This is a genomic window from Paenibacillus sp. 1781tsa1 (assembly GCF_024159265.1).
Taxonomy (GTDB): domain Bacteria; phylum Bacillota; class Bacilli; order Paenibacillales; family Paenibacillaceae; genus Paenibacillus.
Map to the genome: position 1 here is coordinate 6,993,412 of NZ_JAMYWY010000001.1, position 15,440 is coordinate 7,008,851.

Sequence of the window (15,440 nt, forward strand, 5' to 3'; positions counted from 1 at the left end):
CCACTCCTAACCGAACACTGCATCGCCATTTGCCTTATCTGTAAGGGTTTATTGTATTACGTTCGAAGCCTCAACCATTCTAAGGAATATAGGAGTGTGTCCAATGAATCATCTATTTTTCCCCAAATCTTTTCGAGTTTTTTTGGCTTGCTTGTTGATTCTTGCATTTGCCGTACCAGCGACCGCTTCTGCCGGCTATCTTGGAGATAAGCTCACGATCGGCCAAAGTATGGCTAAGGGAGACTATCTCACTTCGCAAGATGGAAGATTTTCAGCCATTTGGCAGAATGACGGGAATTTTGTCATCTATCAGAATGGTTCTTCTCTTTGGAGTAGCGGTACCAGTAACAGTGGGGCTCTTTCGTTCAAGTTTGAACCACAATACGGGAAACCCGTCATGTATAAATATGGCATGAAATATCAAGATGTGTACCAATATGGTTATCGCTATGGTTTCAACCCGGCTACAGGTAAATACGAATATTACACTGGTTGGGGATGGGATAAAGTTTTGGTGATTGATACTTCTGTACAGGTAGCTGCTTGGTCTCCCAACACCACCTCATGGATTCCAGGTCATCATGGGGGCAGCTTACCATCTAACACAACAGGTGACACACTAGTCATGCAAAGTGATGGTAATCTAGTTCTCTATAACACAACCCTGACCAATGACTATTATCCAAATAGTTGGATTCCGGTCTGGGCTTCTAATACGGGCGGTCGCTAAAGTTAAATGGAGAGCTGCGGATACGCGGCTCTTTTTTTATTTTCCAAGGAAGCTGATAGATTACTGAAGTTTAGCTAGGGTTGTGATACATATTAGAAACTTTAATATGTTTATGTCGTATTAAATAGAATAATTAACATATATAGGGAGTGGTTATTTGACAGGAGTTATAGGTGTTTTAGTCTTAATAATCGGATTAATTATGGCGATTTGGCCTTACTTTACTTGGTATTTGCGACTGGGATGGAAGTTTAAAAATGCGGAGCCAAGTGATTTAGCACTGAGTGCTGGACGGATTTCAGGTATTGTCTTTGTAATTGTCGGTTTTATTCTGATTGTTTCAAGTTGTTCCACAGGCAGCGGGGCAGAGCGTAAGTGGGAAGAACAGTTTAATGAGAAACTCGATGCAGGACAAGTAAAAGAAATCAGTATCGGTATGTTTAATCCCACGATATTAAGCGAGGAAGAAAAACATACGGTTATTGATATGATACAAGATGCAGAACTTAGACCTTTTGATACAGGTAATGCTTTTGGATCAAACAATGCTGGGAAAATTACATTTACAGATGAAACGAGCCTAGACATCGTTATTTTCGGACCATCTGGAGGAATCGAATTGCACCCAGAGGGAACTGAGATGGATTATGAGATCATGAGTGACGAATTAAAACACTGGTTTGAATCATATTATAGTAATTAGTAGTTTCATTATAATCTTCAAGAAACCTCACCAAGGTGAGGCTCTTTTTTGTTTAACATATACAAATAAGGTGATTGGAATTGCAGATATTTAAAGCCTTTATATGGATACTTGAGGTTTCATAGTTTTACTTATTTTAATCTGCTCGTTTACTCTTCCCCAGATTCATGATGTCATCTGCATACCGGGTCACCTTAATTCCGTTCTGCGCCATATGCCGTACCCTGTTCTCCATAAAACTAGCAAAAAGCCTACGGAATTAAGTCCGTAGGCTTCGATTATATAAAAATTCAAGGAGGAAATGTAGAATTAGCTTAATGCTCTTACTAAAGCTTCTCCAAATTCTTTAGCGCCATCCGGACCATCACCAGTGATAATATCATCATGAGCAACAACATGTTTTTCAACATATGTTACTTTATTGGCTTTTAATTGATCTTTTTGTACATCTACTGGATAACAAGTAGCCTCTCTTCCGGTAAGTAAACCGGTTTTAGCTACAGTAACCGCACCTGCACAGATTCCTGTTACAAGAACTTTATCCGTGTACGCTTGTTTCAAGTAATCTTGTAATTCTTGATTCCCCCATAGATGATCGTTCGTGCCGGATCCACCAATAACGGATACAACATCATAATCAGAAGCAATAACGTCTGAGAAAATGACCTCAGCAGTTGCTTTACCTTCATAATCCCCTATGATTTCACCTGTTTTTGTACTTGCAATGGTCACATCAATTCCGTTGCTTTCCAATTCGGCTTTTGGTTGAAATAATTCGTCCTCATTGAAACGTTCTGGTGGTATAATAAAGAGTGCTTTTTTACTCATTTGTAGTTCCTCCTAATTAGTGAAAAAGATTTGCCGGTAAGACGACTATTTCATTCTAATGCTTGTTTTCTTCACTGTGAAGAATGCACTTTTGTGTAAGAAGGTTACCTACAGGTTACAATTGATAGGAATAAGGGGGTACGAGCTTATGCCAGATACTTTTAGAGATGAAGTTAAAGAAAAGATCATAAATGGTGATTATAATTGTGAAAAAGAACTTACCTTATCCATTCTAAGTGGTAAATGGAAAATTGTTATTTTATGGCATTTGGGCGTAGAAGGACCCTATCGGTTCAGTGATCTCCAAAGGCTTTTTCCAAAAATATCTCATAAAATATTAACGAATCAATTAAGAGAACTGATGGAAGATGGAATAGTTCATCGCGAAGTTTATCCAGAAGTTCCACCCAAAGTGGAATATTCCATGACTGAATTGGGAATGACTCTACTTCCTATCGTTGAAATGATGTATGAATGGGGAAAAAATCGGATAGCAGAAATCATAAAAGAAATAGATATTCCGGAATCAAACAATTAAGCCTCCACTCATCGTTCCTTCCTTTATATGATCTTCCTGGCGTTACTTTTCAAATCAATTCGTTTAATTGGCCTTCACCTCTGTATTCAACTAAAATTCATTTATGCTTAAGACCTTAAGGCTAGTGATCATTTCAATATAGTACTAATAAAGGGCATACTAATAAGGAAAGGATGTGGTTCATCATGACTACAATGAAGGCGGTAGGATTAACTCGTTACCTTCCAATTGACGATCCCCAAAGCCTGGTGGACATAGTTGTAGAAAAACCTAAAGCAACAGGTCGTGACATTTTGGTCAAAGTTGCGGCCATATCGGTCAATCCTGTAGATACAAAGGTACGAGCTCCTAAGGAAAGAGTGGAGGAAAACCCTAAAATTCTAGGTTGGGATGTAGCAGGGGTCGTGGAAGAGACAGGACCGGACTGTTCATTGTTTCGTCCCGGAGATGAAGTTTTTTATGCTGGCAGTATTGCACGACAAGGCGGAAACAGTGAATACCATCTGGTCGATGAACGAATCGTCGGGCGCAAACCTGTTTCCTTAAGTTTTGTGGAAGCCGCCGCTCTTCCCCTAACCTCCATTACAGCTTGGGAAGCGTTATTTACCCGAATGTCTATTTCCCAAGATCCGGGCCTCAATAAAGGAAAGACTCTGCTGATCATTGGTGCAGCCGGGGGCGTAGGTTCCATTGCCATTCAGCTTGCAAAACAAGCGGGGCTTACTGTAGTCGGAACTGCTTCCCGATCGGAAACGGTTAACTGGGTTAAATCGATGGGCGCGGACTATACCATTAATCACCATGAACCGCTCCTTCCACAACTTCAAGCAATTGGATTTACAAACGTTCCGTACATTTTTTGCCTGAATGCGTTGGAAAAACACTGGGCCGGTATTAGCGAAGCTATCTCTCCGCAAGGCGTTGTATGCGCAATTGATGATCCAACCTCTCCGCTGGACCTCAAATTGCTTAAGCAAAAAAGCGTCACCTTCGTATGGGAGTTTATGTTTACTCGCGCTATTTACGAAACAGATGACATGATTGAGCAGCATCTATTGCTTAATCGTATTGCTGATGCTGTGGACCATCAAAAATTAAAGACAACACTGACCGAGGTTCTTGGACCCATCTCAGCAGAGAATCTCCGTCAAGCCCACAAATTTTTGGAGAGCAATAGGACGATTGGTAAAATTGTATTAGAAGGTTTCATTTAAAAACCTGTTTGCAGAGAGTATAAAAAAATGAGGTTTCTCGATAAATCGGTGATTCGATAATTGCAATTAGAGATAAATATAAAGGCCATCCCTTTGTGGGATGGCCCTTTCTTTTCTGGTTTTTGCTAAAGTAACGTACCCGAAACGTCTGGCTTGCCTTAATTAATAAATATTGATCTCCGCACACAACCCCACGAAATAGGGATTTCATCAAATAATGGTGTAGCAATATCAGAAAAAACATCGAATGTATATTCCTCACGCTCCAATTCCATAATAGATCCATTCGTGCAGAATTCAAAGCATGTTATTACAGGAGGGCGATTATGAAGGCTGTAACATTCGGTGGAATGAAGAACATGCAAGTGAAGCAGGTCCCGGATCCAACGATTCAGAAAAACGACGGGATTATCGTCAGGGTCACCTCGACCGCCATATGCGGTTCCGATCTTCATATATACCAGGGGGCGATTCAAGCCCAACCCGGATACGTGGTCGGACATGAACCGATGGGCATTGTCGAAGAAGTGGGCCCCGAGGTGACAAAAGTCAAAAAAGGGGACCGGGTTGTGCTCCCGTTCAATATCTCGTGTGGGAGCTGTCATTACTGCCAGCATGAAATGGAGAGCCAATGCGACAACTCCAACCCCAATCCCCAAGTGGATACGGGAGCTTACTTTGGATTTACCGAACGTTACGGGAATTATTCGGGCGGACAAGCCGAATTGCTATACGTGCCGTACGGCAATTTTATGCCCTTCGTTATTCCGGAGTCATGCGAATTGGAGGATGAGAATCTCCTCTTCCTATCCGACGTACTGCCGACAGCCTATTGGAGCGTGGACAATGGCGGCGTGAAGAAGGGAGATACGGTGGTGGTGCTCGGCTGCGGCCCTGTGGGCTTGATGGCACAAAAATTTGCCTGGATGAAAGGGGCTAAACGGGTCATTGCGGTCGACAATCTTCCGTACCGACTGAACCATGCCAAAAAAATGAATAATGTCGAAATCTTCAACTTTGAAGATTTCGAAGACATGGGGCTGCATATAAAAGAAATAACGAGCGGGGGTGCGGATGTCGTCATCGATTGCGTTGGAATGGACGGCAAGAAGACCCCCTTGGAGGAGGAAGAGCAGAAGGCCAAGCTGGTTGGCGGAACGCTCAGCCCGATCAACATCGCGATGAATGCGGTACGGAAATTCGGCACGATTCAGATTACGGGGGTATACGGTTCTAAATACAACCAGTTTATGTTCGGAAACATTTGGGAACGAAACGTAAAGTTGACTATGGGACAGGCGCCCGTGATTCATTACATGCCGATGCTGTATCAAAAAATTGTGGCAGGCGAGTTCGATCCCACGGAGATCATCACGCATAAAGTGCCGCTCGATCAGGCGCATAATGCGTATAACACTTTCTATAACCATGCGGATGAGTGCATTAAATTCATCCTGAAGCCTTAGATGATGGCATGAAAAGAGGGGCTGTTCCACGGGGCATTGTACCCTGATGGACAGCTCTCCATGTTAACTTGTACTCATAACGGGTATGTACCTTTCTTTATTGCTTGCCAAGAACGGGTCTTTGGAGACCGTTCTTTTTTTCTGATCTCTAGATATCGCTGGACAACAATAGCATGTTCGTTTTTTTTACTTTAAGAGGATCGTAAACTGCTTTCTGAAACGTCATGCGGTTTGAAATGCAAATAAACGGTTGTATAATTTTCCGATTACAGAGCAAGATAACACGAAATGATTTTGATTACTTTAAGGAAGGAGAAGAAGACTATGGTAGAACAATACGGCCCCCAAATGAATAATCATCATATGTCCAAATGGCTTGATGAATTAAAAGAGAAATTAAACCATATGGATGATGCCGAAGTTGTTGAGCACAGAATGGGTCCCAGTGCTTCAGTCCATCTTTTATACATAAAAACGTTAATCAATCAAGAGCGTTTAAACGAGGCGATTATTCAGCCACTTCAGCAATCTGCCGGCAATTCGCTTTCTTCATGCTTAACCAACTCCAAACTTTCAGAAGTTATATCGATCGAAGATGCAGAGCAAAAAATAATGCAAGGATTCATTCTTCTAAATGATTCAGTCAACAATCAATGGTTAAGTGTGCAACTGGAAAACCCTCTTGGTCGTGCAGTAGAACCTTCCGAAACGGAAACGGTTATATACGGAGCGAAAGACAGCTTCAGTGAACAAATCGATAAAAACATTACCATGTTGCGCAGGCGTTTACCTATAACGACGTTAAAAACGGAAAGCTTCACGATCGGTTCATTAAGTAAAACGAAAGTCGTGTTAATGTACATAGACGGATTAACTAATCCAGAATTCGTTTCCCTCGCAAGAGATAAAATTAATAGTGTGAATTTTGATCAATTTTTAGACTCCTCTCAGCTTGCAGCTTTTATTGAAGATCATAATCATACGGTCTTTCCACAGTTTCTACAAACGGATCGGCCGGATGCCTGCGCCTACGCATTAGGTGAGGGAAAGTTGACAATATTGGTCTCCAATTCACCGTTTGCCCTAGTGTGTCCTATTACTTTATTTCATCTATTCCAATCACCAGAAGACTACTTTCTTCGTTGGCCGATAGCCAGTTTTTTACGTTTAATCCGGTATGGGAGTTTTATTGTTTCTTTGACGATGATTCCTTTTTATGTTGCGTTAACAACATTTCATTACCAAATGGTTCCACTCCCTATTCTTTTCGTATTATTGGAATCGAGAAGCAAATTGCCCTTTACTCCGTTTGTGGAAGGATTATTCATGATCGTAACGCTGGAAATCATCAAAGAAGCGAGCTTGCGAATGCCGACCAAAACCAGTCAAACGCTAGGGGTTATCGGTGGTATCGTCATTGGACAAGCGGCTGTCGAAGCAGGCTTTGCAAGTAAGGTGTTAATTGTATTGATGGGTATATCGGCTATTGCTTTCTTTTTAGTTCCCAATTATCAAATGACAAAATCCATGGTGCTGTTGCAAGTTGTTCTTCTTATCCTTGCATCGTTTCTTGGGTTGCCGGGAATCGTAATCGGGCTGATTGGGATTCTAGCACATCTCCATGGATTAACGTCATTAGGTCAACCTTTTTTAGCCCCGATTTCTCCTTTTCATGGGAAGGATTGGATCGATCTCTTTATCCGCGGCCCTTTAATTTGGATGAAAACACGTCCGAAATACCTAAAACCACTGCGGAAATCGCGGAAGGAGATGAAGAAGTGAGAAGTTTATTCTTATACAATCGAACTTCCCCTATTGGTGGAATTTATTTTCTTTTTTTGGTCAATCGCATGCAAATGCATTATTTTATTTTAATCATGCCCGTTTATTTGGTCCATTCGTATATGGTTTGGGGAATTATCGTGATGGGACTGCTGTCCCAACTTAACTTGATGATGATGTCCAAATGGTTTAATTCCAGTTATGCAGCGAAGGGCTATCAAGGATTTTTGCAGCTTTTTGGCAAACGGGCAGTTCAGGTTTTCGCGATACTTGGTTTTTTGATCATATTGTTCAAAATTTCAATCATCACACTGGGATACGTTGAAATGCTCCATAGTTTTATATATCCATCGATGAATAAAAAATGGCTGATCCTAATGATTCTTTTGATCAGTTTATTTGTGGCTTCACATGGAATGGAAAAAACATTGCGTTTTGTCATCATCGCCTTTCTTTGCGGGGCTTGGATCGTAATCATGTTTATTCCTTTTTTCTTTCCTCCGATTGCAAATTACCGCGATTTGTATCCTCTCATCCCCACTGAATGGTCGGGACAATCATGGCAGGGTTTGCTGTTTATTTGGTCGGCCTTTTCCGGTCCAGTATATCTGGTCTTTATGGTTCCATGGTTAAGCTCCAATAAAAAAATATCGAAATATCTGGTGATTGGAAACATGCTGACGATCATAGAATTTTCATTATTGTTCATTGCTTCGGTATTGTTTTACGGTTCCAACTTCTTAAGCAAGATCAATTTTCCAATAGGATATATGGGAAGTTACATTCAAACGAGCGGTTTAGAACGAATCGATCACATCCTTATCTCCTTCCATATGTTTAATTATGTGTTTGACATTTCAATTCTTCTGTTGTCTTTATATGGAGCCGGAAGAGTCTTTATGAGAAAAATGAACAAAGGCGCGACTCGGATCGGATTTTTGTCGAGTTGGTTCATCATTTTGATGAGCATCATCTTAATGGATCAATGGTTATGGGAAACGATTCCGGGTCAAAAGATGTTACTGAACATTCAAATCTGGCTCGGCGCATTCATTTATTTACTTGTTCCTGCGATCCTTTTCACTGCAGTTAAACGAAAGGAGAGTATGTAGGTATGCTACCGTACAAGCACTATGGTTTATTAGCGAGTGTATGTCTTATGTGGATGGCGGGCTGTTCTTCTCCTTATGTCGAGAACAACTTAATAGAGGAGATCGCTCCGGTGGTGTTCTGGTCGATTGGCGAGGGAACAGAAGGAAAGTTGAAAATCAGCACTTTAGTTCCACCACTCATTCAAGAAAAAAAACGTCTTCTCTCCAAGGAAGTTGATCTGTTAAAGCAGGGAGGCAGGGAATTTAATTTAATTTATTATCAGGAATTGAAGCAGGGGCAGCTACGAATGTTATTAATCAATGAGGAGCTGGCAAAAAAGGGAGGCATTGAAAAGATGATCAATACGATATTGGTTGATCCCGATATTTCAACGCGTGTCTACTTGTTGATTGTCAGAGGCGATTTTGATGAATACATAAAAAATCAATTGACGAAGCAAGAAAACCAAGATTATTTTCTTTATCGGATGTTAAAACATTACGAGAAACATAACCAAGGTGAAATGAGCATCGTCGATATTCATCAATTTATGAAGATGTTATACTCCCCTCTTAAGGATCCGATCCTGCCCGTTTTTCATTCCGATAAGAACAATTTCGATTACCTAGGAACAGCCTTATTCCAAAACGATAAAGAAGTCATGGTCATTCAAGACTTGGACGATAATATTTTTCAACTTCTGGATAATGATCATTTCCTAAAAGTCTTGGCCATTCCAAAGTTATCTATCAGTTTAGGACGTGTTCGATCCAATGTTCGCATGAAATTATCAGAGGACTATTCAACCTTGTCCTTGCATGTGGGATTGCAAGGAAGAATGGAGGAATATCAGGGAGAATTGGATATTCAAAGTGAGAAACAATTGGAACAGTTAATTCATGAAGTTAAGGTCTACCTTGAGGAACAAACGTCAGATTTAATAAAAAAAATGCAACGGTGGAAAGTGGATCCCTTAGAAGTCGGAACCCATTCGCTTAAGCCATTTTCTAAAGAAATAACGGAAGAGCAATGGTTGAAGTATTGGGAAAATATGAAAATTAATGTTGACTACGAAATCAAAGTACATCCTTTAATTAATGGATCGGTTCAAGTGAGGTAGCGGCCGATGCTACTAACCTTCTCCCCGTTACTTCGCAGTGTCTGGGAGGAAAGAAGCTTCCACTGCTACACGGAATCTTAATCGCTACAAAGACTGCATTCTTCTGGAATGCAGTCAGCACCTCCTGGTGCTCTAATCGTCAAACACTGATTATAAGGATGAGGCGCTTAGAGTCTTATTTTTACGCAATAGGAGTATCATTAGGCATTGTTGCCTCCTCCACTAAAGTCTTTAACCGCTCACGAAAATATCTGTCACGCTTTCCAGACAGAACTTAATAAGTTCCGTGCGGTGTTGCATTTTACTGCGCTGGGCGGAACGGTTGCAGGAGTCGAATTCCTTCCTCAATGGATCCCTCCATCAGCTCTAAGAGCTGAGGCACCAGTTCCTGCATCCGGGGGGCGCTTAGGTGCCGATCGAGGGCATCCCGGTTTACCCAGCGCTCGTAGATGATGAATGTGCCCGGCTGGCCTTCTACCTCATGAGCCTCATAGTCAATGTTGCCCAGGTCGTTGCGTGACGGAGTGACAGCAGCAGTCATGAATGCCTTCATCTCGGCTTCTCTCCCTGCCTTGGCTCTCGCCTCCCAGAGTACAGTAACGTAACGGTTCTTTGTATCGTTCATGCTAATTCCTCCTAATGTATAAACACTTCGTATAGCTTTTTGTCCAAGAGGGTATGTGAAAATGCCCATTACTGCAGTTTCATCTGGCTGCGGAGCATCCGGTCGAGAAGTTTGTCTGGGAGAATACGGACCAGTCGAGTCAGCAGTGCCGAATCGGAACCGACCGTATAGCGGGTGCGGGGCTTTCTTTCGTGGATTGCGCGTGAAATCACTGCTGCCACTTTCTCAGGGCGAATACCGTCCTTTGCCCACGTTTCTGCCTGAGCCTTCACGGCGTCAAAGAGACGATCATGACGATGGTGTTGGTCCGGTGTCATCAACTTGGCCAGCCGGTCTGCTGTCGTAATCCCTTGCTCCGACAGGCCAGTGCTAACACCACCCGGAGTGATCATGATCACCTTGAGACCAAAAGAGGACATCTCCCTGCGAAGACTGTCATTGATCGCTTCCATAGCATACTTTGCAGCCGAATAAATTCCGAAACCAGGCATGGAGATCTTGCCTCCAACCGAACCAATATTGACCACGCGACCGCCGCTGTTCAGCAAGGCCGGGGTAAGTGCCTGTATAACCGCCACCTGTCCGATCACACTGACTTCAAACTGGCGGCGAAATTCATCAAGCGGAACCATTTCAAGAGGTGCATTAACGGCGATGCCGGCATTGTTGACCACTGCCCGCAAAGGGCGACCAAGCGGATCTTGCTCCACCCGTTCAGCCAGCGCCTTTAGTGAGTCTATATTGGTAACATCGACGATCACCGGCTCGATATTTTTGCGTTTGATTTTGTCGGCGTCTTCCTGACGACGAACCCCCGCCAAAACGTGAAATCCTTCAGCGGCCAGCTGCTCCGCGGTAGCCCTACCGATGCCGCTGGACGTTCCTGTGACCATGACCAGTTCTTGCGTTTTGAATGACATAATAACCCTCCTAGGTTTGATAAGATATGGATCATGGTATAGCGGTGCTATACGAATATTATAGCGGCGCTATATAAAATTGTCTATAGCAGTGCTATAATTTTTTTTCGAAGCGTTGTCCTGCTGCCCGAACATCGTTTTGACGGGCTTTGCGTGATGCAATCGAAGCTCACGAAGTACTATGGCGGGAGGGGTTGAGATTTATCGTTGCGTTGAACTTATGGAAATGGGGGTGCGTTTAATGTCGCATTATCCAAACATAAAAAAGATCGCCATCCTCCTGGAAGTCCAGGTTGGATAAGCGATCTTTCTTTTACTTCTTCTAAATTAGGGCTTTGCCTGAAGTCCCCAGGCCCTGTCATCGAATCCCTCATTTTGAATCGGCGTCCGGACTTTGGATCAATATGATCTGCATTACGCTTTCCCGAATGAGATCAACGACTTCGGGTTGGGGTGGGGATGCCTTACGAATCTGGGCCGTCACATACAGCCAAGAGGCCGTATTGGCGGAAGCCCAGACCAGATCTGCCGCAGCCTGGGCTGACACAGCCAATTTGCCTTCAACGGCGACTCTCTGAACATTGTGCACTAGTGCTTGGTACGAATGATCTGCCGCCTCAATATGGGCGCCCTCGAGCAACCTCCCCATCATCGCCGCATAAATCCGAGGACGGGTTGCCGCGAATCGCACATAGTCATCCCATCCTTGACGAAGAGCCATCTCTGGAATGGGGGACTCCACTGCGGCAATCTTGCTTTCCAATAACTGTTTGAACGCTTCCACTATAGCTGCACTCAGGAGACCATCGGCATTGCCGAAATGGTGGTAGAGTGTAGGAGCCGTAACCTGAGCGATTGCAGTTACGGCTCGCGTCGTAAATTGGGCTCCGCCATCCTCCTCGAGTACCTTAAGAGCTGCTGCCAATATTTTGTCATATGTGTTCATATGTCCATTATAGCAGTGCTATACTCGTATGTCCATGACATAGGTTGTACACCTGTGACCAAAGTCTTCGGGTGTTATCAGGCTCAGTAAGATAAGTTTATGTTCATATTTTGAGAAATAAATGTGATAGACTACTAGAAGGAGAATTGCCGTTTTATACTAAAGAAACACTACATAACTGAATGCAGGCAGGTCTTACGATAAACATAGTTAGAAAGGAAATCCCATGAATAGTTCCTTGAAGCAACTCATAAAATCACCCACATTTCCCGGTGGAATCATAACCATTCTGATATTTTATCTGGATCACTTTCAATTCGAACTTGTTGATAAATTTCTGCTTTTTGCGGCTTTAGTCATTGTGCCTCTTGTGATTTTACTTTTGAACCATGATGCTAAGAATACATATCAACGAGTGATTTATGCTGCTATGAAATGGCTTCAATTTCCCGCTGCGCTTCTTACTCTAGCTTCGATAATGAGTAGTAAGATATGGGGGTTAGAAAGTACCACAATTCCAGGGATTCTGTCCCTTGGGTGGCTACTGTTCACCCTGCTGCTTGGCATCTATGGCTTGACCACGATTGTGATCTCTAAAGGAAAGGCAGCGGAAGTAGCCATTGGCGCGGGGCTCGTTTATTTTTTTATCGGGGGCATTTGGTTTACCCTATATCAATATCAATTGGACCTCTTCCAAGCTAATCCGGCAACGCACGCGTTAAGCTCGGTTCACTTTCATTTTTCATCTGCAATCGTTCCCATTTTTATTGGTGCACTGGGACGCATCATGACGAAGAAAAGCTGGTATCCCTGGGTCGTTGCCATTGATATCATCGGACCAGTCTTGATTGCTACGGGTATGATTTTCTCCAAGCCAATTGAATACATTGGTGTCGCTTTATTCGCCTGCAATATTGTGGTTTACACCGCTTATCTCCTTGCTTACTTGAGGAAAAATGCTTTGGATATTAAGGCAGCCTTCTTCTTAGGCCTTTCTTGCCTAGCCTTTTACACGGTTGTTGTCATTTCCATCTTCTATCCGTTACTGAAAAATATGTACTCCTTAACCATACTCGATTTTATTCCTATCTATGGATCTCTGCATGCGTTTGGTTTTGTCTTATGTGGACTAATTGGTTGGGTGTTTATGGTAGACTCCATTAAGGAAAAGGCTAACCAATCGGCTTCATAGGAGTAGTTTAGTCAGGTTCGTGCTATAATAGTGATCACATAAATAACATTCATCATTCTGCCGAGATGGCGATGATTAAGGAGATTGAATTTTGACGAACAACCATGATATTGGAGCAGTGAATGAATTACCGGAGAACTTTGAAGAGCTCAAACGAGCGGCTAATCGGACTTCAAGCTGGAGAGACAGACTGAATGCGGTGAACGAATTGGGAAACTGGGATACAGCCCCTACCATTAAGTTGCTTCAGCATGTTTTGAAAAATGATCAAGTGTTCCAAGTGCGTGAAGCCGCATATTTCAAGCTGAAGCAGTTGGATGAAGATGTACAAATGCCTGACAAAAACAAAGGCGAGCTGTTTAAAGGTACTAACAAGATTTTGCTACGAATCAAAAAAAGCCTTCCTGAAGGTCACACATTTGAGGAATTTAAGGAAAAATTGCAAAAGACACGTCTGGATCTCTATGATACTTACGAGGGCGACAAAGATGCTGAGTTCGACTCATGGCTCCATGGTATTTGGGAGACACTAGGTAGAAGATAGCCGCCGTTCACCTCGTATAATAGCTAAGTACGTACAAAGCCACTCCATCAATGGAGTGGCTTCTTTATTTCTTCAGCGTCACCTCCATCAGATATGGGTTATTTTTTCTCTAAAAGTCACCACTGTCAAACTGCTCTGACAAAAAAACGCCCCGTATACTGATTCTTAAAATCAGTAAACAAAGCGCAAAATTAGAGCCTTTTTGAATAACTTCTATACGATTTATTCTGGGATATACGGAAGATCCAGTGTCTTCGGAACGTTGATGACATGCTTTTCGGTATAGGTGCGGATCCCTTCCGCGCCGTATTCACGACCAATACCCGATTGCTTAAAGCCACCGAAAGGGAAACGAACGTCGAGCCCCTGCACAGCAGCGGTATTGATCATGGTCGTTCCAGCTTCGAGTTGACGTGCGACCGAGATGGCATCTTCTTCTTTGCCCCACACCGAACTCGTCAATCCATATATGCTCTCATTGTGTAGATGAATAACCTGCTCTTCATCGTCAAATGGCAGAATCGGAACCGTTGGACCAAACTGTTCCTCCACGACAATCGGATCATGAACATCGCAACCCAAAACAAGCGTTGGTTGTAAGAAGTAACCTTGATCAAATAGCTTCTGATCCAGAATTTGGCCGAGAGGGATGACCTTAGCCCCGCGCTTTTGCGCATCTTCAACCAAACCAAGCACGACATTCTTCTGCTTCAGGTTATTAACCGGACCTATCGTCGTATTTGAATCAAATGGGTCACCAATTCGAATCCAACGATTTGCCGCCTCTATATATTTTTCCACAAACTCATCATAAATAGAACGGTGTACATACACACGTTTGGCGATCATACAGATCTGTCCTGTTGTTAAGAAATTAGAAATGACAATCCGGCGCATTGCTCGTTCATCATGAATATCAAAGCTTTCCAAGAAGATCGCCGCATCATTACCACCAAGCTCAAGCGTCATATCCTTAATCGTTTCCGAAGCTGCTTTGATAATATGCTTAGCTGTTTCCGTTCCACCTGTAAAGGCGATCTTTGTCACATGGGGATTCGTGGTCAGTTCAACGCCCACATCCGCATCACCATGAACGACATTGATTACCCCAGCCGGGAACTCACTAGCGATAATCTCTGCCACCTTCGCTGCCGCCAGTGGCGCAAATGGGCTTGGTTTAAGCACAATCGTGTTGCCCGCAAGTAAGGCAGGAGCAATCTTAATCGTAGACAAAGCAATGGGATAGTTCCATGGGCTAATCGCTGCCACCACACCCATTGGATCATAGGAAAGAATCGTTTTACCATTCTCATGCTCTTTGATCTCTTCCTGTAGAGCCGATTTGGCTTCATTACAAGCAAACTCCATCCACATTAACGAAACATAAATTTCACCGTGTGCATCATACAGCGGCTTGCCATGCTCTCTAGACAGCAAATGCACAATTTCATTCTCAGCAGCTCTAATCTTTTCAATCGCCTTGCGCATCATCATAATGCGTTCATCAATGGAGGTCTTCTTCCATGTTTTAAAAGCTCCTGCCGCCGCTTCAATCGCTTCAACCGCTTGTTCTTTTGTAGTGACAGGGAAATAGCCTACGATCTCCGTTGGTTTGGACGGATTCTCTTTTGCTACCTGCGAAAGGGATTTTACATTCTGACCATTAATGAACGCTTCAACGATAACTGTCTCTTGGTCTGCTTGGATCGTCACTTTAGATCCCCTCCGTTATTTAGATGG

Annotated in this window: 15 protein-coding genes; 10 read left to right on the forward strand and 5 right to left on the reverse strand. The window is 43.0% G+C overall.

Annotated elements, in window-relative coordinates:
* Window positions 1-103 precede the first annotated feature (103 nt).
* On the forward strand, window positions 104-730 hold the full coding sequence (locus NKT06_RS31195; RefSeq protein ID WP_253442194.1) for a hypothetical protein: 627 nt from the start codon (window positions 104-106) through the stop codon (window positions 728-730).
* A gap of 157 nt (window positions 731-887) precedes the next feature.
* Entirely contained in the window at window positions 888-1,433 is a 546-nt protein-coding gene (locus tag NKT06_RS31200) for a DUF6199 family natural product biosynthesis protein (protein ID WP_253442196.1), read from the forward strand.
* Window positions 1,434-1,742: 309 nt separating this feature from the next.
* Here NKT06_RS31200 and NKT06_RS31205 read toward each other — a convergent pair whose 3' ends face one another.
* Window positions 1,743-2,261, reverse strand: coding sequence for a DJ-1/PfpI family protein (locus NKT06_RS31205; protein ID WP_253442198.1), 519 nt, complete (start codon window positions 2,259-2,261; stop codon window positions 1,743-1,745).
* Window positions 2,262-2,409: 148 nt separating this feature from the next.
* Between NKT06_RS31205 and NKT06_RS31210 the strand changes: the two genes are divergently transcribed.
* From NKT06_RS31210 to NKT06_RS31235, 6 genes are all read left to right on the forward strand, one after another.
* Window positions 2,410-2,799 carry a winged helix-turn-helix transcriptional regulator gene (locus tag NKT06_RS31210; RefSeq protein WP_253442200.1) on the forward strand — a complete coding sequence of 130 codons (390 nt, stop codon included), beginning with the start codon at window positions 2,410-2,412 and terminating at the stop codon, window positions 2,797-2,799.
* A 185-nt stretch (window positions 2,800-2,984) separates the two neighbouring features.
* Entirely contained in the window at window positions 2,985-4,013 is a 1,029-nt protein-coding gene (locus NKT06_RS31215; RefSeq protein ID WP_253442202.1) for a zinc-binding alcohol dehydrogenase family protein, read from the forward strand.
* A 326-nt stretch (window positions 4,014-4,339) separates the two neighbouring features.
* On the forward strand, window positions 4,340-5,479 hold the full coding sequence (locus tag NKT06_RS31220) for a zinc-dependent alcohol dehydrogenase (RefSeq protein ID WP_253442204.1): 1,140 nt from the start codon (window positions 4,340-4,342) through the stop codon (window positions 5,477-5,479).
* Window positions 5,480-5,803: 324 nt separating this feature from the next.
* A complete protein-coding gene (locus NKT06_RS31225) occupies window positions 5,804-7,261 on the forward strand; it encodes a spore germination protein (RefSeq protein ID WP_253442206.1) in 1,458 nt (485 codons plus the stop codon).
* Window positions 7,195-8,373: a GerAB/ArcD/ProY family transporter gene (locus NKT06_RS31230; protein ID WP_253442208.1), complete on the forward strand. Its 1,179-nt coding sequence runs from the start codon at window positions 7,195-7,197 to the stop codon at window positions 8,371-8,373. The genes NKT06_RS31225 and NKT06_RS31230 overlap by 67 nt, the downstream gene beginning before the upstream one ends.
* Before the next feature lie 2 nt (window positions 8,374-8,375).
* On the forward strand, window positions 8,376-9,473 hold the full coding sequence (locus tag NKT06_RS31235) for a Ger(x)C family spore germination protein (RefSeq protein WP_253442210.1): 1,098 nt from the start codon (window positions 8,376-8,378) through the stop codon (window positions 9,471-9,473).
* A gap of 301 nt (window positions 9,474-9,774) precedes the next feature.
* Here the strand turns inward: NKT06_RS31235 and NKT06_RS31240 are convergent, their stop codons facing one another.
* From NKT06_RS31240 to NKT06_RS31250, 3 genes are all read right to left on the reverse strand, one after another.
* A complete protein-coding gene (locus tag NKT06_RS31240) occupies window positions 9,775-10,098 on the reverse strand; it encodes a putative quinol monooxygenase (RefSeq protein WP_253442212.1) in 324 nt (107 codons plus the stop codon).
* Window positions 10,099-10,166: 68 nt separating this feature from the next.
* A complete protein-coding gene (locus tag NKT06_RS31245; protein WP_253442214.1) occupies window positions 10,167-11,018 on the reverse strand; it encodes an SDR family oxidoreductase in 852 nt (283 codons plus the stop codon).
* A gap of 370 nt (window positions 11,019-11,388) precedes the next feature.
* Entirely contained in the window at window positions 11,389-11,964 is a 576-nt protein-coding gene (locus NKT06_RS31250; protein ID WP_253442216.1) for a TetR/AcrR family transcriptional regulator, read from the reverse strand.
* Window positions 11,965-12,190: 226 nt separating this feature from the next.
* Here NKT06_RS31250 and NKT06_RS31255 point away from each other — a divergent pair, with 226 nt between their 5' ends.
* Entirely contained in the window at window positions 12,191-13,156 is a 966-nt protein-coding gene (locus NKT06_RS31255; protein ID WP_253442218.1) for a YndJ family transporter, read from the forward strand.
* A 91-nt stretch (window positions 13,157-13,247) separates the two neighbouring features.
* Window positions 13,248-13,700, forward strand: a complete 453-nt coding sequence (locus tag NKT06_RS31260) for a HEAT repeat domain-containing protein (RefSeq protein ID WP_253442221.1) — start codon at window positions 13,248-13,250, stop codon at window positions 13,698-13,700.
* A gap of 222 nt (window positions 13,701-13,922) precedes the next feature.
* Here NKT06_RS31260 and NKT06_RS31265 read toward each other — a convergent pair whose 3' ends face one another.
* Window positions 13,923-15,413 carry an aldehyde dehydrogenase family protein gene (locus tag NKT06_RS31265; RefSeq protein WP_253442222.1) on the reverse strand — a complete coding sequence of 497 codons (1,491 nt, stop codon included), beginning with the start codon at window positions 15,411-15,413 and terminating at the stop codon, window positions 13,923-13,925.
* Window positions 15,414-15,440: the final 27 nt, after the last annotated feature.